This window comes from Bacillus sp. T2.9-1, assembly GCF_950097965.1.
Lineage (GTDB): Bacteria > Bacillota > Bacilli > Bacillales > Cytobacillaceae > Niallia > Niallia hominis.
Genome location: NZ_CATNHG010000116.1, coordinates 1 through 25,827, shown reverse-complemented (window position 1 = coordinate 25,827; position 25,827 = coordinate 1). Strand labels below are relative to the sequence as shown.

The 25,827-nt window shown below is 35.3% G+C and carries 24 protein-coding genes; 15 read left to right on the top strand and 9 right to left on the bottom strand.

Annotated features, from left to right (window positions below):
- Nucleotides 1-168: 168 nt before the first annotated feature.
- Nucleotides 169-534: a hypothetical protein gene (locus QQZ16_RS17420; RefSeq protein WP_031536644.1), complete on the bottom strand. Its 366-nt coding sequence runs from the start codon at nt 532-534 to the stop codon at nt 169-171.
- Between the two features lie 249 nt (nt 535-783).
- Here QQZ16_RS17420 and QQZ16_RS17415 point away from each other — a divergent pair, with 249 nt between their 5' ends.
- The 6 genes from QQZ16_RS17415 (at nt 784) to addA (ending at nt 13,021) form a co-directional block, all read left to right on the top strand.
- Complete coding sequence (locus QQZ16_RS17415) at nt 784-2,775, top strand: S9 family peptidase (RefSeq protein ID WP_284561548.1); 1,992 nt, start codon at nt 784-786, stop codon at nt 2,773-2,775.
- A gap of 378 nt (nt 2,776-3,153) precedes the next feature.
- Nucleotides 3,154-4,095 (top strand): LCP family protein, encoded by a 942-nt coding sequence (locus tag QQZ16_RS17410; RefSeq protein WP_031536642.1) that lies wholly within the window; start codon nt 3,154-3,156, stop codon nt 4,093-4,095.
- Between the two features lie 227 nt (nt 4,096-4,322).
- Complete coding sequence (locus QQZ16_RS17405) at nt 4,323-4,943, top strand: TVP38/TMEM64 family protein (protein WP_031536641.1); 621 nt, start codon at nt 4,323-4,325, stop codon at nt 4,941-4,943.
- A gap of 39 nt (nt 4,944-4,982) precedes the next feature.
- Nucleotides 4,983-5,537, top strand: a complete 555-nt coding sequence (gene lepB / locus QQZ16_RS17400) for a signal peptidase I (protein ID WP_031536640.1) — start codon at nt 4,983-4,985, stop codon at nt 5,535-5,537.
- A 268-nt stretch (nt 5,538-5,805) separates the two neighbouring features.
- Entirely contained in the window at nt 5,806-9,297 is a 3,492-nt protein-coding gene (gene addB / locus QQZ16_RS17395) for a helicase-exonuclease AddAB subunit AddB (protein ID WP_031536639.1), read from the top strand.
- Nucleotides 9,284-13,021: a helicase-exonuclease AddAB subunit AddA gene (gene addA, locus QQZ16_RS17390; RefSeq protein ID WP_284561547.1), complete on the top strand. Its 3,738-nt coding sequence runs from the start codon at nt 9,284-9,286 to the stop codon at nt 13,019-13,021. The genes addB and addA overlap by 14 nt, the downstream gene beginning before the upstream one ends.
- Nucleotides 13,022-13,092: 71 nt before the next feature.
- Here addA and QQZ16_RS17385 read toward each other — a convergent pair whose 3' ends face one another.
- The 7 genes from QQZ16_RS17385 to QQZ16_RS17355 all read right to left on the bottom strand — a co-directional run bounded on the left by QQZ16_RS17385 (nt 13,093) and on the right by QQZ16_RS17355 (nt 15,488).
- Entirely contained in the window at nt 13,093-13,311 is a 219-nt protein-coding gene (locus QQZ16_RS17385) for a spore germination protein (protein ID WP_031536637.1), read from the bottom strand.
- Between the two features lie 58 nt (nt 13,312-13,369).
- Nucleotides 13,370-13,588: a spore germination protein gene (locus QQZ16_RS17380; RefSeq protein ID WP_031536636.1), complete on the bottom strand. Its 219-nt coding sequence runs from the start codon at nt 13,586-13,588 to the stop codon at nt 13,370-13,372.
- A 68-nt stretch (nt 13,589-13,656) separates the two neighbouring features.
- A complete protein-coding gene (locus QQZ16_RS17375; RefSeq protein ID WP_065429055.1) occupies nt 13,657-14,163 on the bottom strand; it encodes a spore germination protein GerPE in 507 nt (168 codons plus the stop codon).
- 2 nt (nt 14,164-14,165) lie between these two features.
- Nucleotides 14,166-14,345: a hypothetical protein gene (locus QQZ16_RS17370; RefSeq protein WP_031536634.1), complete on the bottom strand. Its 180-nt coding sequence runs from the start codon at nt 14,343-14,345 to the stop codon at nt 14,166-14,168.
- Entirely contained in the window at nt 14,342-14,977 is a 636-nt protein-coding gene (gene gerPC, locus QQZ16_RS17365) for a spore germination protein GerPC (RefSeq protein WP_031536633.1), read from the bottom strand. The genes QQZ16_RS17370 and gerPC overlap by 4 nt, the downstream gene beginning before the upstream one ends.
- Nucleotides 14,978-15,004: 27 nt before the next feature.
- Complete coding sequence (locus QQZ16_RS17360; protein WP_031536632.1) at nt 15,005-15,244, bottom strand: spore germination protein GerPB; 240 nt, start codon at nt 15,242-15,244, stop codon at nt 15,005-15,007.
- A 22-nt stretch (nt 15,245-15,266) separates the two neighbouring features.
- Complete coding sequence (locus tag QQZ16_RS17355; RefSeq protein WP_031536631.1) at nt 15,267-15,488, bottom strand: spore germination protein; 222 nt, start codon at nt 15,486-15,488, stop codon at nt 15,267-15,269.
- A gap of 288 nt (nt 15,489-15,776) precedes the next feature.
- On the opposite strand from QQZ16_RS17355, the gene QQZ16_RS17350 reads away from it, so the two are divergent.
- From QQZ16_RS17350 to QQZ16_RS17335, 4 genes are all read left to right on the top strand, one after another.
- Nucleotides 15,777-16,682 (top strand): fumarylacetoacetate hydrolase family protein, encoded by a 906-nt coding sequence (locus tag QQZ16_RS17350; RefSeq protein WP_031536630.1) that lies wholly within the window; start codon nt 15,777-15,779, stop codon nt 16,680-16,682.
- 64 nt (nt 16,683-16,746) lie between these two features.
- On the top strand, nt 16,747-17,085 hold the full coding sequence (locus QQZ16_RS17345; protein WP_031536629.1) for a YisL family protein: 339 nt from the start codon (nt 16,747-16,749) through the stop codon (nt 17,083-17,085).
- Between the two features lie 106 nt (nt 17,086-17,191).
- On the top strand, nt 17,192-18,301 hold the full coding sequence (locus QQZ16_RS17340; RefSeq protein ID WP_031536628.1) for a sensor histidine kinase: 1,110 nt from the start codon (nt 17,192-17,194) through the stop codon (nt 18,299-18,301).
- Complete coding sequence (locus QQZ16_RS17335) at nt 18,298-18,948, top strand: response regulator transcription factor (RefSeq protein ID WP_031536627.1); 651 nt, start codon at nt 18,298-18,300, stop codon at nt 18,946-18,948. Before QQZ16_RS17340 ends, QQZ16_RS17335 begins: the two co-directional genes overlap by 4 nt.
- Before the next feature lie 79 nt (nt 18,949-19,027).
- Here QQZ16_RS17335 and QQZ16_RS17330 read toward each other — a convergent pair whose 3' ends face one another.
- Entirely contained in the window at nt 19,028-20,347 is a 1,320-nt protein-coding gene (locus QQZ16_RS17330; protein WP_081836586.1) for a hemolysin family protein, read from the bottom strand.
- A 166-nt stretch (nt 20,348-20,513) separates the two neighbouring features.
- Between QQZ16_RS17330 and QQZ16_RS17325 the strand changes: the two genes are divergently transcribed.
- The 5 genes from QQZ16_RS17325 to QQZ16_RS17305 all read left to right on the top strand — a co-directional run bounded on the left by QQZ16_RS17325 (nt 20,514) and on the right by QQZ16_RS17305 (nt 25,608).
- Complete coding sequence (locus QQZ16_RS17325) at nt 20,514-21,446, top strand: ABC transporter ATP-binding protein (RefSeq protein WP_031536625.1); 933 nt, start codon at nt 20,514-20,516, stop codon at nt 21,444-21,446.
- A gap of 11 nt (nt 21,447-21,457) precedes the next feature.
- On the top strand, nt 21,458-22,711 hold the full coding sequence (locus QQZ16_RS17320) for an ABC transporter permease (RefSeq protein WP_235251546.1): 1,254 nt from the start codon (nt 21,458-21,460) through the stop codon (nt 22,709-22,711).
- The gene (locus tag QQZ16_RS17315; protein WP_284561546.1) at nt 22,708-23,802 is read left to right on the top strand and encodes an ABC transporter permease; all 1,095 of its coding nucleotides are present in this window, start codon (nt 22,708-22,710) and stop codon (nt 23,800-23,802) included. The genes QQZ16_RS17320 and QQZ16_RS17315 overlap by 4 nt, the downstream gene beginning before the upstream one ends.
- A 677-nt stretch (nt 23,803-24,479) precedes the next feature.
- The gene (locus QQZ16_RS17310) at nt 24,480-25,127 is read left to right on the top strand and encodes a TnsA endonuclease N-terminal domain-containing protein (RefSeq protein ID WP_031536621.1); all 648 of its coding nucleotides are present in this window, start codon (nt 24,480-24,482) and stop codon (nt 25,125-25,127) included.
- A complete protein-coding gene (locus QQZ16_RS17305; RefSeq protein WP_031536620.1) occupies nt 25,120-25,608 on the top strand; it encodes a hypothetical protein in 489 nt (162 codons plus the stop codon). Before QQZ16_RS17310 ends, QQZ16_RS17305 begins: the two co-directional genes overlap by 8 nt.
- Nucleotides 25,609-25,827 lie beyond the last annotated feature (219 nt).

Sequence of the window (25,827 nt, the reverse complement as noted above, 5' to 3'; positions counted from 1 at the left end):
TAATCTCTTTTGTATATACAGTTTTTTTGCCCACGCAAAAACACCTCCGAATAATGTCACAATACTTATCTCAAGTATTGCCATTTTGGAGGTGTTTTATATTGTCTCACTATTTTAGGTTAGTCCATCGGATAGCAATTGAAAAGGAGCTTTTTTTATTTACTTTTGTTAACTAATAGTAAACCTTTTGTATAAATAATACTCTAATAGTTCTTGAACTTTATTCCGAAGACGTGGGTTAAAGTAATTATGATATTCCTCATAACCGTTGTAAATAAACAAAAACATGGTAAATGCTTCATCACGATTTACTTCTTGAATCTTCAAAGCATGCTTATACATATAATTCTTCGTTTTTTTTAACTCCGTTTGTACTGCATTCATTGTATTTTCTATAAGGTCTATATAAGGTTGTTTTAGCTTAAAATTACTTTTTTTGATGACCTGCAGATCCCGATTAAGTATAGTTAAAAGCATAGGAAGATAAATAGCTTTTTCCATAATGTCCCTTTCTATTTCAGGAATTCGTGTCATAATCATTGACCCCTTCTTATATGTTATAGAACATTTGTTCTTATTCGATAATACCTTGTTTGGCTGTAATTTTCAAGTTGATAATGATATTTTTCACAGTCTCTAAAAAGCATGTTACATGTAAATTTAGGAAGGTGGATATTAATGCTGTAATTCCTGAAAAAATTTTTTAGAAGAAAAGAGAGAGAGAAGGAGGGGAAATTATTTCAGTTGTCGAAATATATAGTTACTTTAAATAAGGGAAGGAAGATGAAATTGAAAGAAAGCTATAGAATAAATGCAGAAGCTTTGTATGAATTAAAATCTGTCGTTGATCCTCAGGTTAATGAAAAAGGACAGGAATGTTTATATGTACTCACTTCCATTTGTAAAGAGACCGATAAGTATTATTCCAATATTTTTTATAAGCGTCTAGATACATTAGATACAACTCAATGGACATTTGGGAAAGATCGAAACTATTCACCAAGATGGTCACCGAATGGAGAACAAGTTGTCTTTATTTCGAATCGATCTGGGAAAAATCAATTGTTTTTATTAAATAAGCAAGGTGGAGAAGCAAAGCAACTAACCTTTTTAGCCAATGGAGTAAGTAATCCAGTTTGGTCCCCGGATAGCAAGGAAATAGCTTTTCAATGTAATTTAAAAATGGGAGAAACAGTTGAAGACAAAGAAAATATAACGGAGAAGAAAGAGGAAAAGGTTACTTCACTAGAAGTAACTAATATGAAGTACAAATCGGACGGCAAGGGCTTTTGGGATGGAAGCTATGATCATATTGCTATCATAAATATAGAAAGTGGCGATCTAGAGCAGATTACATCAGGAGAAAATAATTATTATGTGCAAAGCTGGTCCCCTGATGGACAGTACATAGCAATTAGTGCAGATGAAAGCGATGAAAAGGATTTTAGCTTTATTGCAGATATTTATCTATATAATAGAAAAGAACGGAACTGGAAGAAGGTTACAGAAAGTAATGGCTCTTATGGAAAAGCAACTTGGACACCTGATAGCAAAAGACTAGGATTGATAGGAAGTGGCAGAGAATACGAGAATGCGACTCTGTCAAAAATATGGGTATATGATTTAGAATCTGATTATCTACAATGCTTAACACCGGAATGGGATGTAAATGTTGGCGATTATGCAATCGGAGATTTTCAACAGGGATCTGTAACACCTGGCATACTATGGGGAGAGGATAATGAAAGCTTTACTTTTTTAGGAACTGACCATGGAAATACCATTGTCTATTTTGGAAATATTTCAGGTGCAATCTATCCGTCTCTTATCGATAATCATCATGTGTATGGGTTATCAACTGGCGGAAGTTTAAAAAGAGCGATTGTAGCTATTAGTACACCTACACATCCAGGAGATTTATACACCCTAAATTTAGAGACAGGCGAGGTTCAGCAAATTACAGATGTAAATAAAGAGTTTGCGGAAACACATACATTTTCTGAAGCTGAGCCATTACAATTTCATTCTCGAGATGGCTGGGAGCTGCATGGGTGGTTAATGAAGCCACAAGACTTTAAAGCGGGCGAAAAATATCCAATGGTAGTAGAAATTCATGGGGGACCACATGCAATGTATGCTAATTCCTATTTCCATGAATTCCAAACACTAACTTCTAATGGGTTTGCGGTATTGTTTATTAATCCGAGAGGAAGTCATGGCTATGGGCAGCAATTTGTAGATGCTGTACGTGGAGATTATGGCGGGAAGGATTATGAAGACATTATGGATGCGGTGGATTATTGTCTAGAGACATTTGATTTTATCGATGCTTCTCGTTTAGGGGTTACAGGAGGGAGCTATGGTGGCTTCATGACAAACTGGATTATAGGTCATACGGATCGTTTCAAGGCAGCAGTCACACAGCGCTCTATTTCCAATTGGATAAGTTTTTATGGAGTTAGTGATATAGGATACTACTTTACTGATTGGCAAATAAAAGCAGACTTAAATGATATTGAAACACTGTGGAAGCATTCTCCATTAGCTTATGTAAATAATATGCAAACACCATTGCTTATATTGCATGGAGAAAAAGATTTTCGTTGTCCAATTGAACAGGCAGAGCAATTATTTATTGCCTTAAAGGTGCAAAAAAAAGAAACGAAATTTGTCCGTTTCCCAGAATCAAATCATGAACTTTCAAGAAGTGGAAAACCTACACTTAGAATAGAAAGACTAAACTATATTAACAATTGGTTTTTGAAATATGTATAACGATTAAATAAAAGGGTGCCATCTGGCGCCTTTTTTTATGCGCAAAATTATTATTTTTGCCTATATAATCTGAAGCAAAATGGGTCTTCCATTTTTAAGATTAACTTATAAAATACCGAAGTATAAGTAAGTGTATATAAATAGAAAAAGTATAATTCTATCCTGTAATGTAATTTTAAGCAAGAAAAAAATGTAGAAAAGAACTTTTTTTGTTATGATAGTAAAAAGAAAGCTATCCATTAAGAAATGAAAGAGTTCAATAGCAAACAGGATTTACAAGGAGAAGAAGGTCTATATTTTTGTACAAAGGTTACACTTGATAGTAATAAAGAGTCATAAAAAAATAAAAAGAACTTTAATATGGAAAGGATTAATGAAATGGGGAGAGCGGAATATAGAAAAGGAAAGAAAAGAAGGAAATTACGTAAAGGGAGGGTTTTCTTTCTATTCCTAATTCTATTTATATTTTTGGTAGGTATATACAGTATTATTCAATTTAAGCAAGGAGAAAAACAGTCGTTAGGGAAGATTGGAGTAGACGAGGTTAAATACGAATTTAATGGGGAAAAGGATAGTAATGGTGGAACGAATATCCTTTTGCTTGGAAGTGACCAGCGTAAAGGGGAAAATCAATCCAGAACAGATACCATAATGGTAGCCCAATATCATCCTGATAATGGTACATATAAACTAATATCACTCATGAGAGATATGTATGTGGATATACCTGGATATAGTCAAGGGAGGATTAATACTGCCTATACTCTCGGAGGTCCTGAGCTTTTAAGGCAAACAATCAAACAAAATTTTGATATAGAATTGCAATATTATGCGATTATTAATTTTGAAGGATTTGAAGCTGTAGTTGATGAAGTATTTCCAGATGGTGTGGAAATCAATGTAGAGAAACAAATGTCTGAAAATATAGGCGTAACGTTGGAGCCAGGATTGCAACATTTAAATGGCAAGCAGTTACTAGGCTATGTGCGTTTCCGACATGATGCAGAATCTGATTTCGGAAGGGTGGCAAGACAACAAAAAACATTGCAAGCACTTGCTGATCAAGTTTCTGCTGTACAGACATTTGCTAAGCTGCCAAAACTAGCAGGGGTAATAATGCCTTACATTAATACGAGTATGGAAACAGGGGATATGCTGTTTATTGGGAAGGAATTATTGACTTCAAAAAATCATGAGGTAGAGTCGCTAAGAGTTCCAGTAGATGGAAGTTTCCAAGATATGCGAGTAAATGGAGCTGCTGTCTTATCTGTCGATTTAGAAGCGAATAAAACAGCAATAAAAGAATTTTTGGCACAATAAATTGAATTATCTTTAACATATTCTTTATATTTTAGAAAGAATAAAGAATTAAACTAGAATAGTTAAGTAGATTGTTTGCTAATAAATGCTATAGCAACAAAAGGTTCTAATAGAAGGGAAATGGTATGAAGTCCACTTGTGTTTTAAGTGGATTCATCAAAAACGCCAGAGTTAAAAGAATACAAATACAAAAAGATGCGTAAGTTGTTATACAAGGGGTTTTGCTCATGGATATGAACTTAATTAAAGAATGGTTTACGCTTGAAAATATAATGGACTTAATTGACAGTTATCGCTCGTTCGGACCGTTGCCAGGGGTCTTATTGCCAATGATTGAGGCGTTTATCCCTTTTTTGCCGCTTTTTGTTTTTATTATGGCTAATGTAAATGCTTTTGGATTTTGGCTAGGATTTTTATATTCATGGGCTGGAACAATCTTAGGTGCATTGCTAGTATTCTCGATAATCCGAAAGTATGGGAAAAAAAGACTGCTGAGCTTTTTAAGAAAACATAAAAAGGTGCAGAAACCAATAATCTGGATTGAGCGACATGGATTTGGTCCGTTGTTCTTAATGCTATGTTTTCCGTTTACACCTTCTGCACTTGTAAATATAGTGGCTGGTTTATCGAGAATTAGTACGAGCCAATATGTGCTTGCCGTTATAGCAGGTAAACTAGTCATGATTAGTACGATTAGCTTTATTGGCTATGACTTGAAATCAATGATTGCGCAGCCATTACGTACAATACCTGTTGGGATAGCTATCTTTATTCTTTGGGCTATTGGGAAACGAATCGAGATAAAAATGAATAATCCGGGAATGGAAGAGAAAGAGAGAAGCCATTAGAAAAGATGGTCTGCAAAATTTATTTGGAGGAGATAGAGGTTGAAAGAAGCTATAAAGAAAGAAAGCATAGAATGGTTAAAGGCATTTGCAATCGGGATTATCATCTTTGTTATAATTCGTGCTTTTTTCTTCTCCAATTATGTAGTGGAAGGTGAATCGATGATGCCTACATTACAGGACGGAAACAAATTAGTTGTTAATAAAGTTGGTTATAAAATGACTGATTTTGATCACTTTGATATTATTGTTTTTCATGCAAATGAAAATGATGATTATGTGAAACGAGTAATTGGCATCCCTGGAGATAGAGTAGAATATAGAGATGACCATCTATTTATAAATGGGAAAAAGTATGAGGAGCCATTTCTAAATGATTATCGTAAACAAGTTTCATCCGGAAGGCTAACGGGGAATTTTACGTTAAAAGAACTAACCGGGGAGGCTACTGTTCCAAAAGGGAAATTATTTGTATTAGGGGATAATCGATTAGGAAGTTGGGATAGTCGCCATTTCGGATTCATTTCCATTGATCAAGTAGTTGGAAAAGTTAGCTTGCGTTATTGGCCATTTAATGAAATTCAATTTACCTTTTAGAAGGATGGATAAAGGAGAACTCAAGTTTGAGTTCTTTTTTCTTTATGTTGTTTTGATTGGTATAAAGTCAGGAGATATCAGCACACGAGGAGTAATAAAGCTTTTCCCTATTTCTCATTTCTTCACGACTATTCGAGTAGTATCGTTTAAGTTGAGGATGAGAAAAATTATCCAGTGTCGCTTTTCTATGGAAACATGTGTTTCTATGATATGATGTTATATACATATAAAGTATTATGGTGATAGAGAAAAAAAGGGGAGGGATTGGATGACTGTTCGCTTATTAGCAGGTCGATCTGGTACTGGAAAAACAACGTTTTGTATAGAAGAGATCCAAGCAAAGCTTGCCGCAAATCCGGAAGGCAATCCTGTAATTTATATTGTCCCAGATCAGATGACCTTTTTATCCGATCAGCGATTACTATCCGGATCTGAGGTTCAAGGAATGTTTCGGGCACAAGTGTATAGTTTTACTCGTCTTGCTTGGAGAATATTGCAAGAGACTGGTGGAATTAGTCGCTACCATATAAATAGTATTGGTGTTAATATGCTCATACGCAAGATTATTGAAGAAAATAAAAATAAGCTAACTCTTTTTAAAAAGGTAGCCGATAAAAATGGATTTATAGAGCAGGTTGAACAACTAGTCACTGAATTTAGGAGATACACGGTTACTCCTGAAGAACTGCTAACAACAAAAGAACAAATAGAGGACAACCAGGAATCAGCAAAGGCATTAATGGATAAAATCAGTGATCTTGAACTAATATATGAGCAATTTGAACAAAGATTGATCGGTAAATACATCGATGGAGAGGATTATTTTCGTTTACTTGCGGAAAAGATGAGTGAATCCTCCTATTTGAAAAGTGCGGAAATTTATATCGATGGTTTTTATAGCTTTACTCCTCAAGAATATTTGATTATTCAACAGTTAATGCACCTTTGTGAAAGGGTAACAATTACCAATACATTAGATCCTTCATTTTCACAACATGATGACTTAAGCTTATTTCGAATGTCGACAGAATCCTTTCAAACCATTCACTCGATGGCCAAGCAAGTAGGAGTTGAAGTTGATATTGTAGAGTTTACGGAATATAAAAAAGATAGCCATCCGTCGTTAATGCATATAGAAACTCATTTTGACAGCAGACCAGTTCAAGCTTATACAGAAGAAACAACAATCAAATTTGCGGAAAGCATTAATCCACGCGCAGAAATAGAAGGGATTGCGCGGGAAATTGTCAAGCTTGTTAGAGATAAGCACTACCGTTATCGGGAGATAAGTTTACTTTCTCGTAATTTGGCTACGTATCAAAATATTATTGAAACGGTTTTTAGAGACTATCATATTCCAATATTTATTGATCAGAAAAGCAGAATGCATGATCATCCTTTAGTAGAACTGATTCGTTCTTCTTTAGAAATTTTTGAAACAAATTGGCGTTATGAGCCTGTATTTCGTTCTATAAAAACGGAGTTACTTTTCCCACTCCATGAACGCAAAAATAATATTCGAGAAAAGGTAGATAGACTTGAAAATTATTGTCTTGCTTATGGAATAAAAGGAAATAAGTGGACTTCCAAAGAGCGTTGGAAATATAGAAGAATCCAAGGATTAGAATGGGAGCAAGGAGTTCAGACAGATGCAGAAAAAGAATTCGAGCAAGAATTAAATGAACTGCGTTTGTCTTTAACTGCGCCGTTAATTCGCCTTCAAAACCGTTTGAAAAGAGGGAAAACAGGACGCGCTAAATGTGAAGCTTTATATCTATTTTTAGAAGAACTTGAAGTACCGCTGAAAATGGAATACTGGAAGAATGAGTTAGAGGAAAAAGGAGAGCTAGTAAAAGCTGGAGAACATGATCAAGCATGGAATAGCATAGTGGAAATGCTTGATCAATTTGTAGAAATACTAGGAGAAGAGGAATTTTCAACGAAGCAATTTGCAACAGTTGTGAATGCCGGTTTAGATACATTGAAATTCTCCCTCGTTCCTCCAGCCCTGGATCAGGTTTTAATCGCCGATATAGAACAGTCTCGGTTAAATGATATAAAAGTAGCGTTTGTTATCGGTCTAAACGAAGGTGTTTTTCCATCGAGATTTCAGGATGAAGGAATACTTGCAGACACGGATAGAGAAGCTTTGCAACAAAAAGGAATGAAGCTAGCTCCTACAAGTAAAACGAGACTGTTAGATGAAGAATTTCTTGCATACAAAGCATTTACTACGCCATCTGATTGTCTTTACTTAACCTATCCGTTAGCAAATGATGAAGGGAAATCTATTTTGGCATCTACTTATATCAAAAGAATGAGAGATTTATTTCCTAATGCCACTACTCTCTTCTTTATGTCAGATCCAAAAGAGCTGTCAGAAGAAGGGCAGCTGGATTATGTGGTCCATTTTCAAACGACCTTATCTTATTTAACAGGACAGCTTTATTTAAAGAAAAGAGAATATCCTATCTATGATTTCTGGTGGGATGTTTACAATGAATATATAGAGAATACAAATTGGAGAGAACCTGCCAAAAAGGTGTTCTCTAGTTTAACGTATCAAAATCAAACAGAAAAATTATCAGAACAAACAAGCAGTGAATTATATGGAGATACTATTTCGGCAAGTGTCTCTAGGATGGAATTATTTCATGCTTGTCCATTTTCACATTTTGCGACACATGGATTAAAGCTCCGAGAACGACAAGTATATCGCTTAGAGGCACCGGCAATCGGTGATTTATTTCATGCTGCCTTGAAATATATAGCCGAAACAGTGATGAATAAGGAGTTAATGTGGTCTAGTTTAACGAGAGAGCAATGTGAGCGGCTTGCAAAGGATGCCGTAGATATGCTCGCACCTAAATTGCAAAATGAAATATTGCTTAGCACAAATAGACATCATTATATAAAAAGAAAGTTAGAGCAAATCATCAGTAGGGCTTCCCTTATTTTAAGCGAACATGCTAAGCATAGTGGCTTCTCACCAATTGATTTAGAACTAGAATTTGGTCCAAAAGGAAAGCTTCCATCCATTTCTTTTCCGTTAAAAAACGGTTCAAATATGGATTTGATTGGAAGAATCGATCGTGTCGATAAAGCGGTTGTTGGAGAAGAAGTATATTTAAGAGTCATCGACTATAAATCAAGTAGCCAAGAATTAAATATGAATGAAGTATATTATGGACTATCTTTACAGATGCTTACTTATTTAGATTTAATTATTACAAACAGTACAATATTAGTAGATAAGGAAGCGAGCCCAGCAGGAGTATTATATTTTCATGTACACAATCCGATGATTTCTAGTAAGAAAATATTAACATTAGATGAAATCGAAGAAGAATTATTGAAGAAATTTAAAATGAATGGGCTAATGCTTGGAGAAGAGCGAGTTATTCAGCTAATGGATGAAACGTTAGAAAAAGGGAGTTCTCCAATTGTGCCAGCAGGTTTTAAGACAGATGGAACTCTAACAAAAGCTTCTAAAGTCGCAACAAAAGAAGACTTTAGTGAAATGCAAAAGTTTGTTCGCCATAAATATAGGGATTCAGGAAACAAAATTATTAGTGGGGAAGTAGGCATTGAACCGTATCGCTTAAATGAGAAAAAGCCTTGTACTTTCTGTTCGTTTAAATCTGTTTGCCAATTTGATGAAGCATTAGAAACAAACCAATATAGACAATTGCCAGCCTATTCAAAGGATGAAGTGCTGCAATTAATCCGAGAGGAGGCTAACAGGAATGAAAGAGATTAGCATACCGGACAAGCCAGCAGATGTAACCTGGACAGATGATCAATGGAAGGCGATTATGTCTAGTGGGCAGGACATTTTAGTTGCTGCTGCAGCAGGATCTGGAAAAACAGCTGTTTTAGTAGAAAGGATGATTCGGAAAATTGTATCCGATCAGCCGATAAATGTCGATGAATTGCTTGTTGTTACGTTTACGAATGCGTCTGCAGCTGAAATGAAGCACCGGATTGGAGAAGTATTAGAAAAGGAAATTAATGCGAATCCAACATCTCAGCATTTAAAAAGACAATTGGCGCTTTTAAATAAAGCTCATATCTCGACAATTCATTCTTTCTGTTTAGAAGTCATTCGAAAATATTATTATGTTATTGATTTAGATCCAGGATTTAGAATTGCAGATGAAACAGAAGGACAATTATTAAGAGATGAATGTTTAGAAGATCTATTTGAAGAGGAATATGGGAAGGAAAATAATGTAGCATTTTTTGATTTAGTTGATGCCTTTACAAATGATCGCAGTGATGATGCTTTGCAGCGAATGATTCAAGAAATATATGATTTTTCTCGTTCTAATCCATTTCCTTCTGCTTATTTACAGTCTTTAATCAAGATGTATGCTATCGGAGAAGATGCAGATATCATGGAATTACCATTTGTGAAGCATTTAATCGATGATGTGGAACTGCAATTAGAAGGAGTAAGGAAGCTACTTGAATATGGCTATGAATTGACGAAGCTTCCGGGAGGGCCAGCACCACGTGCAAGCAATTTTCTAGAGGATTTGGAATTGGTTTCCATTCTTGAAAAAGCAAAGGCTCAATCTTGGGAAACTTTATATGAGGCAATGCAGAAATTGAAATTTTCACGAGCAAAGCCTTGTAAAGGAGACGACTATGATCCTTCACTAGTAGAAGAGGGGCAAAGAATTAGAGAGCGTGCCAAAAAAATATTGCAAGAAATGCAAGGTGATCTTTTTACAAGAAAGCCGCAAAGCTTTTTAAAGGATATGGCGGAGATGAAGCCACACGTGGAGACACTTGTTTATCTAGTGGAAGCCTTTGGAGAAAGATTTCAGCAAATAAAAATGGATAAAGGATTAGTCGACTTTGCTGATTTAGAGCATTATTGTCTATCCATTTTAAGTCGTCCAGAAGAAAATGAACTAATTCCATCAGAAGCTGCATTATTTTATCGAGCTCAATTTAAAGAAGTCCTTATAGATGAATACCAGGACGTGAATTTAGTTCAGGAATCTATTCTAAAACTAGTGACAAAGGATAGAGAATCGGAAGGAAATCTTTTTATGGTCGGGGACGTAAAACAAAGTATCTATCGGTTTCGATTAGCGGAACCAAACTTATTTTTAGCCAAATATCTTCGCTTTCAAGAGCGGGAGGACGCTGGCTTTAAAATTGATTTAGCAAAAAACTTTCGAAGTAGAAAAGAAGTATTAGAAGGAACGAACTTTCTCTTTAAGCAAATTATGGGAGTAAAGGTAGGCGAAATTGAATACGATGAAAGTGCTGAATTAAAGCTAGGTGCGAGTTATCCAGAAGAAAATTCTTATCCGATTGAAGTTGCATTAGTAAATCAAAGTGCTGATTCTAGTGAAGATAGTGAAATAGATGGAGAGACAACAGGTATAGATGCAGCAGAACTAGAGCAATCACAATTGGAGGCAAGAGTTATTGCTGAAAAGGTTAAAGAATTGTTGGAAACAAACCAAGAGGTATATGATGCAAAACTAAAAGCATACCGACCAATTCGTTATAAGGATATGGTCATTTTATTACGGTCCATGACATGGGCTCCGCAAATTATGGAAGAATTAAAGCAGTATAATATACCGACATATGCTAATTTAACAACCGGTTATTTTGAATCAACAGAAGTGGATATCATGATGTCTTTACTAAAGGTTATTGATAATCCATACCAAGATATTCCTCTTGCATCGGTTCTTCGCTCCCCGATTGTTGGGTTATCAGAAGAGGAGTTAAGTAAATTGCGAATTGCGAAAAAGCAAGGAGCTTTTTATGAAGCTATTCAGGTGTATATCCATATGAACAGGATGAAAGAAGAAGAACTATATGAAAAAATCAGACCGTTTTTTGATAAATTGGCTGAGTGGCGTTCGGAGGCAAGAAGAGGAGCTTTATCGGAGCTGATTTGGAAGCTGTATCGTGAAACGTATTTTTATGATTTTGTTGGGGGCTTACCAGCAGGAAATCAGCGTCAGGCTAATTTGCGTGCACTTTATGATAGAGCTCGTCAATATGAAGAGACATCGTTTCGTGGGTTGTTCCGCTTCCTTCGCTTCGTGGAGAGAATGAGAGATCGAGGAAATGATTTAGGTGCTGCAAGAGCCTTAACGGAACAAGAAGATGTTATTCGAATTATGACCATTCATAGCAGTAAAGGCTTGGAATTCCCTTTTGTGTTTATGGCAGGTATGGGACGCAATTTCAATACGATGGATTTAAGAAAAAACTTTTTACTTGATAAGGATTTAGGCTTTGCTACGAAATATATTGATGCGAAAAAGCGTATATCCTACCCATCTCTTCCTCAAATTGCGTTTTCCAAAAAGAAAAAAATGGAGCTCCTTGCAGAAGAAATGCGCGTATTATATGTTGCTTTAACTCGAGCAAAGGAAAAGCTGATTTTAATAGGTGCTGTAAAAGATATAGAAAAGGCAAAACAGAAATGGTCACAGATTGCAGGACATTCGAATTGGCTTTTAAATGAATTTGATCGTGCACAAGCTAAGTCTTATTTAGATTGGATTGGACCGGCGTTAGTCAGACATCGGGACAATACATGGATTCATTTAGAAAGCTGGAGTGAAAAAGACGAAATTTCTTCCCATCCATCCAATTGGGAAGTGAAAGTATTGCAAAAAGAAGAGCTTTTAACCCGATCCGTTGAGGAAGAGATAAAGGATGAGGAATGGTTAAATAAAATAGTAGAGGGGAAAAAAATAGAAAGTTCTTCTGTTTACAAGGAAGCAATAAAAGAAACATTTGCATGGTCGTATTCTTCAGAAGAAAGTACGTCACATCGCTCCAAGCAGTCTGTTTCTGAATTAAAACGCCAAGGGGAACTGCGAGATGCTCAAAATGGAACAGAGCTTGTAAAGGCGTGGAAGCAAACCGTGTGGAATCGACCAAGGTTTATGCAGGAAAAAAAATTAAGTCCAGCAGAAATCGGAACCGCAATGCATATGGTTATGCAGCATGTTGATGTAAAAGCGGAGGTTACAGAAGCTAGTCTGAAGCAATTATTAGAAGAGATGGTTAGAAAAGAATTATTAACAAGTGAGCAAGTGGAAGTAATTGATATTTCCTCTATCCTATCTTTTTTCCAGTCCTCTCTAGGAAAAAGAATGCAGCAAGCACCAAAGCTTGTACGCGAAATTCCGTTTAATATTGCCTATCCAGCAAGTCGAGTATATGCAGACTGGTCGGGAGAAGAAGAGCCAGTTCTTGTACAGGGAATTATTGATGTATTCTTTGAAGATGAGTTAGGCACGGTGTTGCTTGATTATAAAACAGACACGATAACTGCCCGGTATAAAGGAGGGTATGAAGAGGCTAAGCCGATACTGGAATCACGGTATAAAATACAAATGGAGCTATATACAGAAGCATTAGAAAAAATCTTAAAGCGAAACATAGAAGAGAAATATTTGTTTTTCTTTGATGGTGGACAAGTGTTGGAGTTATAAAAACATTCTAATTTAAATAGTGCAGAATAAAAGGCATCCCGCAAAAACTTCTGCGAGATGCCTTTTTTCGTTTAGTTATTATCGGTTATTGACTGATCAACGCCACTACTATCTGTATAGTTACTGGAATTAACCGCATTATTGGTAATAACAAATGCACCTCTATTCCCAGTGCCTGAACCTATTGTTGATTTTGAATTGTCTTTAGGAGAGATAAATAGAGAATCTCCAAACTGAACAATTCCTGCTCCTGTATTGACAATTTGAATCGGACCTATTATAGCAGGCATGATTCTATCCTCCTTGCAAGATAAAAATAACTATCTATAGAACGGGTTGAATATTATGTTAGTTATTGGCAACAACTGGTTGATCTAGTAAACTAGTGTCCACATAGTTACTTGCATTCACACCATTGTTTGTAATGATAAAAGCTCCAGTATTGGAGGTACCTGAGCCTAAGGTTGCTTTAGAATTTCCTTTAGGAGAAATAAACAATGAATCCCCAAATTGGACAATTCCTTCCCCTACGTTAACAATTTGTACTGGACCTACGATTGCAGGCATTTTTTTACCTCCTTGTTACATAGCTTATTCTTATTAAGGGAGGAAGCCCTTCTTATTGAGCCATCCCTTTATTGTTCTTGCTCCACATCTGAAAATGGCGACCCAGTATTATCTGTACCAGTAACAGTAACAGGACTTTGGGAGGTTGGAACACCTAATTGGCTAGGTTCATTTAATTGGATTAAATTATTTCCAACCTCTGACGCAATAGTTTGCTCGATTTGACGAATATGCTTAATCCGTGCTTCTGCATACATATGTCGACAATTGCCAATTTGCAATAAAGAGCAGGAAGATATTCCTGTAATATCTATATGATGAACTTTAATAATGGGTTTCATATTTTCAAAATGGCATTCTACGTTTTCTATTATAGGGGTTAATGGAATTGGTTCTTTAAAGACAGCATAGTCTTCATAAGCCCCTTCCTTTCCATAAAAGAGCTCCTTCTGCCTTTGAACAGCTATAGCTCGTGAAACGGCTTGATGGTAAATAGCGTCACCAATCTCTACAATCGAAGAAAAGGATACTGTCCTAACATTGATTAAATCGACAACAGATGTTCGCTGTAGCATGATTAAATTTTCGGATGCAGTGGAACAAATGGACCTATTATTAGTGATTCAGCGGGTGTATCGAATGTAGAGGCCAATTGAATGGATTGTGCATCTCCTACCAAGCAAATAGAGGAGCTCGCAACACCGATGATATTTATATTTCCAACTTGAAGCTCTCGGTTATATACTTGAAAATTCATTCTTTTCCACTTCCTTTCATGTTATCTGGTATATGGCTTAAAAATAAATGGACTCCATTTTCCATTTCTTCCTTTAAGGCTTGGATAATATCTTCATTGGTTAATTTGCCTTCCTTTTGTTTACGATTAGAACCTTGCTGTAAATAATATTGGATTCTGGTTGGCATTTGCTTGATAATATCCTCTTGTATAAAAGAGATATATGATTCCTCTTCCGGCATATTTAGTTCTATTTGCTTCTTTCGAATGATGTCTGGCAGTTCTAATTGAATATATTGATTCATTTCTTCTTCAATATCCATGGACCGATTCATCATTTGCTTTGGATCAATGGGTGGATAGAAAGGAGCATGTGGTTGATTAATGGGTGAATTCGGATTAATAGCTAGCTCTTCAATATTGCTTAAATCTTCTGGATTGAGTCCAATATTTAGTGTACCTTCCAGTGTCTCCACTTTTAATTGATCAAAACTGTAGTCAATTCGTTCAATATGAACACTTGGTTTTTCTTTTATTGTTGTAATCTCATTGGTCAGGGTGGCTACTTGTTTTTCTAAATCCTTTATTCTTTTTTCAAGCAGCTGTAAATAATGGCTCATTTTTTCACTATATTGGTAAAAATCATAAGACATTTCTATCCCCCCTTTTTTCCTTAATACCTATTTTCGAGGAGACTGCAAGGGAACTGCAGGCGAGAAAAGTGTTTCCTCATCTGCTACGTTAGGACCAGGTTCATCTGGTTTTAGTTCAGGAGCTGATTCTGTGAATCCGCCTGTATTATATAAATACGAAGCAGGTTTAATAATACCTGCACTTCCTATTTGTAATACAGAGGAGTTGGAAATACCTCCAATTTTAATGGTGTTTATGACTATCGATTGTTGGATAAAATAATTCATTACACATCACCCTTTAGTCTACTTACGCATTTGCTGCGATTGGCTGATCCAGTCCATCGTTATCATACGTATTAGTAGAACTGCGATAGTTAGTAACCCTTAATCCATCACCTGTATTAAAAGAGCCAGATCCAGAAAATGTTTTCGCATTAGAGATAGGCATCATTTTGTATACATCCCCAATATTAAAAATAGAGCTACCTCCCACTGAAATAACTTGAGCTACTCCAACAATTGCTGGCATATTCAACATCCTTTATACAATATTCTTATACATACTATGGAACTCCGCAAAATAGGTGATTCACCTATACAGATAAATTCTTCTCCTAACTACTTTATTCTTATGAATGGTTGTACTATGACAAGAAATACAGCAAGAAGGAAGGGAAGTTCTATAAAGAGCCTTTCATTTCTTTTTATCTGTTGATAAGCTCACTTTGCTTCTATTTGAACAAATCTTTTTTTATTTGGAAAATTAATAAAGAAAGTTTATAATTTTCTTACATGTTTGAAAAATGGGAGGAAAAAAATGAAGATTGCAACGGTTGGATTTGATGACAAAGTATTTATAGGATTAGTAGAAGAAGCAGGGATATTGCCCTTAAATGATGTAGAAGAGAAACGTACGGGAAAACGATCATATGATGAAGACCTTGTTACATGCATAGAACAAGAAGGATTTTTGGACAATGTGAAGGAGTTAATTCATTGGGTAGAAGAACAAAATGACCATGCTAGTTATTATATCCCACTGGAAAAAGTGAAGTTTCTAGCACCTATTCCTAGACCAAGAAAAAATATCTTTTGTGTAGGAAAAAATTATGTGGAACATGCAATTGAAATGGGAAGTAAAGAGGATATTCCAGAGCATGTAATGGTCTTTACGAAAGCTCCTACAACTATTATTGGACATACGGATAACATTCTGGAGCATAGGGAAGTAACGGAACAACTTGATTACGAGGGTGAACTTGCTGTTGTGATTGGAAAAAGAGGGAAAGGAATTAAGAAGGAGGAGGCATTGGACTATATATTTGGCTATACGATATTGAATGATATCACTGCAAGAGATTTGCAGAAGAAACATAAACAATTTTTTATCGGAAAAAGCCTTGATACAAGTGCACCGATGGGTCCATGGATTGTGACAAAGGACAGCATTCCGAATCCGAATGAATTAAATATTACGACAATGGTCAATGGTGAAATTAGACAGAAGTCGAATACCAAGCATTTTATCTTTCCAATCGAAGAGGTAATTCATGTATTGTCTAAAGGAATGACTTTAGAGCCAGGTGATATTATTGCAACTGGAACACCTGCTGGAGTGGGGAAAGGCTTTAATCCGCCACGTTTTTTAAAGGGTGGGGATTCGATTGAAATTGCTGTTGAAGGAATCGGCACCCTTTTTAATAAAGTAATAAAGGACGTATGATGTTTCGCGAATAGAAGGAAGGTTACGATATGTGTTAAAATGATGGAGAAAAGGAGGGAGATATATGAGTTCTACAGATGCTCATGTACTGACATGGATTATTGGACTAGTTCTATTTGCCATATCATTCGGTTTACATAAAGCTGGAAAAGAAAAGGGAAGTAAAATCCTCCATATGGTATTGCGTGTCGTATACATTCTGATTATTGGTTCGGGAATTGGCTTGCTTGCAAAAACAGGCATGGATTTCATGCACACAATAAAAATGCTAGTCGGCATTTGGGTGATTGGGATGCTTGAAATGGTTCTTATTCGCACAAAAAAAGGAGAAAATACGAAAACACTGTGGATTTTATTGGTTATTTCCTTTATTCTCGTGTTGGTAATAGGATATAGTATTTAATCTTTAGAGTCTGAAGGCTTGTAGAAGAATTATTTCTACAAGCCTTTTTTCAAAAGAATTAATTCTGCTCAGCGTTAAAAAGTATTGGGAGAAATGGAGGCAATACATGAAGGTACTTACCATGAACATTGGAATACTTTTACTCCTTTGTATAGGAGCTTTATATCAAGCCTTTAGAACAGATGCATGGAATTTCGCTATGCTATTATTTCTTTTCGCTATTATTCTTGGATTTTATTTTCTTGTACCTGTTTTTAAAAGAAAAAGCATTCCTTTTTTATTCATTTTGATTCTTCTTGATATAACGCTGCTTGTAACAGAAGTTGAGCTACATGGCTATCTCTTCCTATTAATGCTTTATTTTACGATGGAAGTGGGTAGATACGTATCAACAAATTTTTTTCGTATAATAATTTGCTCATTGTTTTTGATAAATAGTGCAATAGGAATTATTATATCATCCTATGTCCCTTTTATTTGGATCACTCTTTTTCTGTTAATCTCCTATTTACTCATTCGTTTAAACGAGCTAGATAAAGATTATCTACAAATCAGAGATACATATGAATCTTTATTAAACGATTATCGTATACAAAAAAGACAATCCTATCATAATGAACATGCGGCAAGAGTGGAAGAACGGAATCTCATTGCTAGAGAAATGCATGATTCCGTTGGTCATAAGCTAACAGCATTAATGATGCAAATCGAACAATATTCGATTAAAGAGAATAAAGAACAATATAGGATTCTGAAGGATATGACAGAAGAATGCTTAGAAGAAACAAGGAAGGCGGTTCGACTATTACAAGTGGGGGAATCTGGTGGAATTGCTTCTATTATTGCACTTATAAAAAAATTGGAAAGTGAAAACAATATTCACGTCCATTTTACAACAAAGCAAGGAGTACTACTAGTCAATCTAAGCAATAAGCAAAATGCTGTTCTTTATCGTTCCATACAGGAAGGAATAACAAATGCCATGAAATATGGAAGTTCAAAGGCCGTACATATTACGCTAGGTGTATCTCCGATTGGAAATCTAACTTTTGAGATTAGAAATCCATATATTCATAAGCATCCATTTCATTATGGGTTTGGCTTAGACAACATGACAAAAAGAATAGAGGAGGGACAAGGGAAATTAGAGGTTCTTCAATTAGATGGAGAATTTATCCTGCAAGGAAATATTCCTGTTGGGAGGGGAGAAAAATGATTCATGTGTTAATTGCGGAGGATCAAGCAATAGTCAGAAATGGATTAAAGATGATCATTGAGCAAGACGAAGAAATCCACGTTGTTGCGGAAGCAGAAAATGGGAAAGAAGTATTGTCTTTATTAGAAAAAACAATAGTAGATATTATCCTTATGGATATCCGCATGCCAATTATGGATGGAATGGAAGCAACGAAACGAATTCGCCAGCAATATCCACATATTAAAATACTTATTCTGACTACATTTAACGATGAGGAATATGCCATACAGGCATTTCAAGAAGGAGCAAATGGGTTCCTCCTTAAGACGACAGATAGCGTTAGTTTAGTAAATAGCATAAAGAGCTGTTTATCAGGTGGCATCTCGATACATGACCAAGTTGCCGCTAAATTAATGCCTAAGCTTTTAAAGAAAGAAGCTATTCAGGAGAAGGCTTTTAGCCACAACCACAACATTCCTTTGACGAAGCGAGAAATAGATATTGTGAAAAAGATTGGACAAGGAAAAACCAATAAAGAAATTTCCAGCGAATTATTATTATCTGTTGGAACTATAAAAAATCATATTACCCAAATTTTAGCCAAGTTAGAATTAAGAGATCGAACCCAATTAGCAATCTATGCAGTGAGAAATGATTATATTTAATAGTGGATGCAAAGCCAAACAAACAAAAGGCGTGTCCAGTATTCAACCAAATGCTATGGTGATTACAGACACGCTTTTTTTACGATTGTTTTAACGGAGATTCCGTTTCTAGTATTTTTGTTACTTTCACTTTACTAATTCGGCGATCTACAATCTCTTCTACCTGAAATTCAAAGTTTTTGAACGTAACAGTGAGTTTTTCCTGCTCATTTGGAATATAACCAATCTTGCTTATTAGAAACCCACTTAATGTATCATAAATTTCTACCGGCAAGGTGATTTTTAACAACTCCTGAACATCATCTAAACTAATTGTTCCTTGGAGCAGATAGGTATGTTCACCGATAATTTTTATCTCAGGAGGCTTCGGTTCATCGTATTCATCAAAAATATTTCCAACGATTTCCTCAATCAGATCCTCCATTGTAACAATTCCATCCGTTCCTCCATATTCATCGACGACAATGGCAAAAAGGATGTTGTTTTTTTGCATCTGTATAAATAATTCATCTGTTCTCTTCGATTCCAATACGAAATGGGGCTTGCGAATAATATCATGCAATTTAAAAGCGTCATTTTCTTCCCCCATATAGGCTAAAAGATCTTTAGAATGAAGAATGCCGATAATATTGTCGATATTTTCTTCATACACAGGATAGCGAGTATACATTTCATGATTTACAAGAGCTATTATCTCCTTTAATGTGTAATCGGAAGGGATTGCTACCATATTGGAACGATGGGTCATAATATCAGTGACATTTTTATTATCAAATTCAAAAATATTATGAATCATCATTCGTTCATCTTCGTCAATATTACCTTTTTCATTTCCAACATCAATCATCATTTTTATATCTTCTTCTGTTACTTCTTCGTCCTCATCATCTGGTCTAACTCCAAATAAACGAGCAACCATGTTGGTAGAGAAGGTTAAAAAAGCGACAAAAGGAGCTGTTATTTTCGAAAGTATCGTTAATGGGCTTGCAGCGAACAGAGCAATTCCTTCTGCTTTTCGCAAAGCAACTCGTTTTGGAACTAATTCACCAAAGACAAGGGTGAAATAGGATAGCAGTAGAGTAATAATAATGACTGAAATAGAATCAAGCAGTCCCTGAGAGAGGGGGATTCCCATTGTTAAAAGTAAATCTGTTAAGTGGCCAGAGAAACTGTCAGCTGCAAAGGCACTGGCGAGAAAGCCAGCTAGCGTAATCCCGATTTGGATGGTAGCTAAAAATTTACTAGGCTCTGATAGGAGATTATAAACTATTTTAGCTTTCTTATGACCTGTATCCGCCATATGTTTAATTTTATTGTCATTCAAGGAAATGAGCGCAATTTCTGCTGCGGCAAAGAAAGCGTTTAAAGCAATTAAGATGACTAGGACTAAAATGCCCAAATTCTTCAGCTCCTTTCCAACGGCTTCTTTCCTATTTGTTTTACCCTTTTTTATGGAAAATATGCTTTGATGACTAGAGTCATTTTATTTTTGCAAAGAAATGACCATTAGGTATAGGAATCGCTGTTTTTTTTCATTATTCTGTATAAAGAAAGGATGATGTGTGTTGTTAGAGATAATGAATCTATCTAAAGCTTATAAACAGAAGCAAGTGGTGAATTCCGTTAATTTATATTTAGAGAAAGGAGAAATAGTTGGTTTACTTGGACCGAATGGTGCGGGAAAATCTACGACTATTTCCATGATATCCTCTTTAATTTCCCCTGATGATGGAGATGTGCGACTTAATAATGAAAGCATCCTAAAAACACCCCAGAAGTTACGAAAAATACTTGGAGTCGTTCCACAGGAAATTGCTGTTTATATGGATCTGTCTGCACGGGAAAATCTTCTGTTCTTCGGAAAAATGCACCGGATCCCAAAAAAAATTTTACAAAAGAGAGTGGATGAAGTTCTCGATATCATCGGTTTAAAAGAACGAGAAAAGGACTTAGTTAAAACTTTTTCAGGAGGAATGAAAAGGAGATTAAACATTGGCGTAGCTCTCATACATGAACCAGAAATCATCATTATGGATGAACCAACTGTCGGTATTGACCCACAATCAAGAAATTATATATTAGAAACCGTTAAAAGACTAAATCAAGAGAGACAAATAACGGTGCTTTATACGAGTCACTATATGGAAGAAGTAGAATTTCTATGTGATCGGATTTATATTATGGATCATGGGGAGATTATTGCTTCCGGAACAAACGAGGAGATTAAAAACATTCTTTCTGCAGAAACTGCGATAAATATTAAGGTAGAAATGATAAAACACGAATTTACAGAAGCACTCCGTCAACATGAAAATATTAAAAACATCTCTATTCAACAATCTGTTATTACAGTAATCGTACCAAGACAAGTAAATTTGTTAAAAGATATTTTGCGAATTGCCGAAGAGCAGAAGACAACTGTACTCTCTGTAAATATTGAGACGCCGACATTAGAAGATGTTTTCTTGCATCTAACTGGCCGTCAGCTAAGAGATTAGGAGGGTATAAAATGCTCTTGCAAATGATAATGAAAGAGTTATTGATGATTTGGAGAAGACCCAGGGAGCTTATTGTTTTATTACTCATGCCTTTTGTGCTTATTACCATACTTGGAAGTGCGTTAGGGGCATTGGATAATAACGGCGAAGTGGAAGTGCATGCAAAGCTTGCTGTTGTAGTGGAGGATGAAGCAAACAAAGGGCAGCAAAAAGCAATAGATATAGTGAACCAATCAAATAGAAGTGAACAGGAGAAGAGAGAGAAGATAGCACTTATTCAATCACTCCAACCAATTGAAATATTTATTAAAGAAGTCGGTGGAAATCCAGAGTTAAAGAATATTTTATCCATTACCGAATTTAGTGACCGGACAAAGGTAAAGGAAAAGGATTTTGATGGTGTGCTAGTTATTCCAGAAGGATTTACTGCTGAATTTTATGCGAATTTGTTAAAGGAAGAAACAGATATTCCTGCTTGGACACTAATGACAAAGGAGAAGCAATCCCTTCAGGTAACCATTATCCAGGATATTATCGATAGTTATCAAAAAGAGTGGGTATATATAAAAACTGCCGAAGAGCTTCAACTCGAATATGCAGCGTTAATAAAAATCAAAACAGATGAACAAATTAAAAATTTTGAAAAGAAAAAAGATATTAGTGCATTTGCTTACTATGGAGTGGGAATGTGTGTCATGTTTGTATTCTATATTTCTACAACAGTAGCAGGTTTCGCATATCAGCAAAAGGAAGAGCTGATGTATGAGCGAATACTTCTCGCAAATGTTCCGAAATTTATATTTTTTTTAGGAATATTTTTCGCAGCATTTATTTTGTCCTTTTTGCAGCTGACTATTCTATTTAGTTTAACAGCTACTATTTACGGTATTGTTTTTCCTAGTATGCTAAATCATTTAGTGGTTACTTTGACAATAAATGTAATGGCAGCAACATTTGCAACATTTGCAACCGCTATTTCCTTTGCTACCAATTCGCCAAATGTGGAAAGGATTTTATCTTCCTTAATAGTGCCTATCATCGCCTTTATTGGAGGGAGCTTTTTTGATGTAAGTGCAATTGGTGGGTTTATGGAGACGTTAGGAGAATATTCTCCAGGAGGAGCTGCCATTACTGCTTATTTAAAGGTGTATCAAGGCTATTCACTGCCAGATTTATGGGGACAGATTAAGGCTATCCTTCTATTTTCTGTTACATTGTTCTTGATTAGTGCCATTATCTTGAGGAAAAAAGGGGGGATTCGATGAAGGCTGTATTATGGGGGAAATGTAAGCAATTTTTGAGAAGTCCAGGCGCCTTTATAGTAACCACTCTGATATGTATCCTATTTGCCTATTTAGTCGGTATCTCTTCCTTTACAAAGGTACAGGTGCCAATTTTTACAGATCAGTCGGAAAAAGTACTGGACATTGTAAAAGCATTAAATAAAAGTGAGAGTTTTTCGTTTGTTCCCTATTCAAAAGAAGAAGTGGAGGAACAGTTGGATAAAGGAAAAACAGATATAGGAGTTTCATTAAGCCAAGACACTTATACGATTTTGAGCATCGCCGAAACTTCTAATGCATTAATGGTCCAAAATTATCTTCATACCTATTATACTAATATGCTAAAGGAACAAGCGCTGATAAATGGAGCAGCGAATAAACAAGAAGCAGAGATAGTTCTGGCTAATAATAAGGAAAATCCAATCATTCCTGTATCAAAGGAACAAGCGCTAACAGAAAAGGAGAATAATTACAGTCAGTCCTTGCAGTCCTTATTTGGGTTTACTTTATTTTTCTGCATCTATACTGTCTCTTTTACGGTTGTAGAAATATTGAGAGATAAGCAAAACGGCATATGGAATCGCTTTATCCTATCCTCTACATCGAAAGCTCAAATATATTTTGGACATTTATTATTCAGCTTTTTAGTAGGATATGTACAAATAATAATGATCTTTCTTCTCTTTAGATATGGATTAAATATTGATTTTAATGGACATTTTTATTTGGTATATGTATTAATCATTCCCTATTTATTTTCTATTGTGGCATTAACGATTCTTCTTACAGGCTTAGTGAAAACAGCAAGTCAGTTCAATGCTGTTATTCCATTGGTGTCGGTTAGTTTTGCTATGCTTGGAGGAGCTTATTGGCCAATCGAAATTGTCACATCCAAAGTAATGATTCTTTTATCAAAATTTATTCCGATTACTTATGGGATGGAGCTATTAAAAAAAGGCATTCTTGAAAAGACATCTTGGATTGAAATCGCCATACCAGCAGGAGTTCTTTGTTTAATGGGAACGATTATGTTGGGAATCGGCATACAACTCATTGAAAAAAGACATGTTTAGCAATAAAGGCAAACCTTCCATCAGTAGGGGACTCCATCCTACTGATGGAGGGCACTGAAAAAGTCTAGTTCTCCAAATTAAATGAGGTTTTATTTATTTGAAAGCAAATAATAAGTTGGGTTGGAGAGGCGTCCGCTCGACTCCTACGGGAGATGCGAGAAAGTCCGAGACCCTGCAGGAGCGTAGCGACGAAGCGGCTCGGCGCTCGCCCCGTGGAAAGCGAGCGGTAAGCCTCGGAAAACAAAAACCTACACTAAGTTTGAATGGTTTGGTAACTACCGACACACCAGGTAATACACTTTTTCAGTTACCTCTACTGATGATTAGTGGAACTATACGGAAGAATGGGATGGATTTTTTTTGATGAAATATTTAGAAAAAACAAATAATGATGTATAATAAAGGAACAATTACAAATTGATGGAAAGGTGGTTAAACGCTTGCTAAGGAAAATAGTAAAAGGATATTTATATGTTGTCGTTCTTCCTCTTACATTTTTAATCTCTATTTTGTTTGTAAAAGGACAAAAAAGTTTGTACATTTTATACTAAGGACAAAAGAGTATGTACTTTTTGAAAATTTATAATATTTTATATCTCCACAATTTAGATATTTATGTACAATCCATTATATTGTACATGCTTATTAAAAATATGTTAATTCAGAGGTGGTAAAATATGTATACCCCAGTAATAACTGATGGAAGTAAACGTTTTGGAAATAATAGATGGTATTCATTTAGTCCGAAATTAAAAAGAAATGTTTATTTATTTAGCGATTTAGAATATGAGCATTGGTTACTTGTAGAAGCTAATCCGCAAATTTTGGATTTTTGTGAACAACCTTTAGAAGTAACAAGCCTTATTAATGGTAAAATGAAAAATTCAATTTTCGATATTTGGATTAAATATGCTGATGGAAAACAAGAATTTAGAGAAATCAAATATTCATTTGAACTTAATAAAGCTAAAGTAATTGATCAGTTTACTGTTCAACAGGATTGGTGCAATGAAAATGGATATAAACACAGCGTTCAAACCGAGAATGAAATTCGTGAAAATAGGCTGTTTCTTTCTAATTTAAAGTTAATTTTAAAAACAATTAAACAAGCTACCCCTTCTGACGTTGATAAATATAGAATCATCAAAATATTAAAAGAAAACTTACCTCAAAGAAGAACTCTTCAGACTATCTTACAAAACTCAAAATTCACTCTCGATAAATTATATGTTTCAATTGGTTGGATGATATTTAATGGAGAAATTCAATCCAATATTTCTCAAAGTCATTTTGGTATTAATACAGAGGTGTGGATAAATGGGTAGAAGAAGCGTTGAAAATTTAAACATTAATCAAGAATCATTGGACACATCACTTTGGCCAACAGTATTAATTGAAAATTTAACCCCTAAACATCGTAAGCTATTTTTAGAAAGAAAAAAAGCTGTTGACTTATTTATATCTACTGACATGAAGGTTAAAGATATAGAAACTGAAACAGGGTTAAGACGAGATGAAATTCATAGGTTTGTTAGAAGATGTTTAGAAAAGGATGAATCAGGAGAAATAATGGGCTATAAAGGATTGATTCCTTATAAGAGAGTAAAGGATTATAACAGAAAAGATTTTCCAGTAATTAAAGAAGAAGATTCTAATAACTTTACTGGTGCATTCAACTTATTACTTGATACCTACCCTACTCTAAAAGAATTAATAATAGATTTATATCTAAATAGGAAAAGTAATAAGAATAAAATTATCGATCCCATCATTAACAGTATGAGTAAAATGTTTGTGGGAGAATAAATATCCTTTTTGTCTAGTTGGGGGACGCGTCCTCCAACTAGACAAAAAGGCCACCAAGCGAGAGCGCGGTAGCTGGAAAAAATGAAGCATTTAAAAAGAGAGCTTCCTTTTGTAAAGTAGAATTTGGCGAAAACTACGAAAAGGAGAGGCTCTCATGAATCAATGTAACACAAAAATGCCATCATTAAAAGAATTGGAAAAAACTTTATTTCGAACACT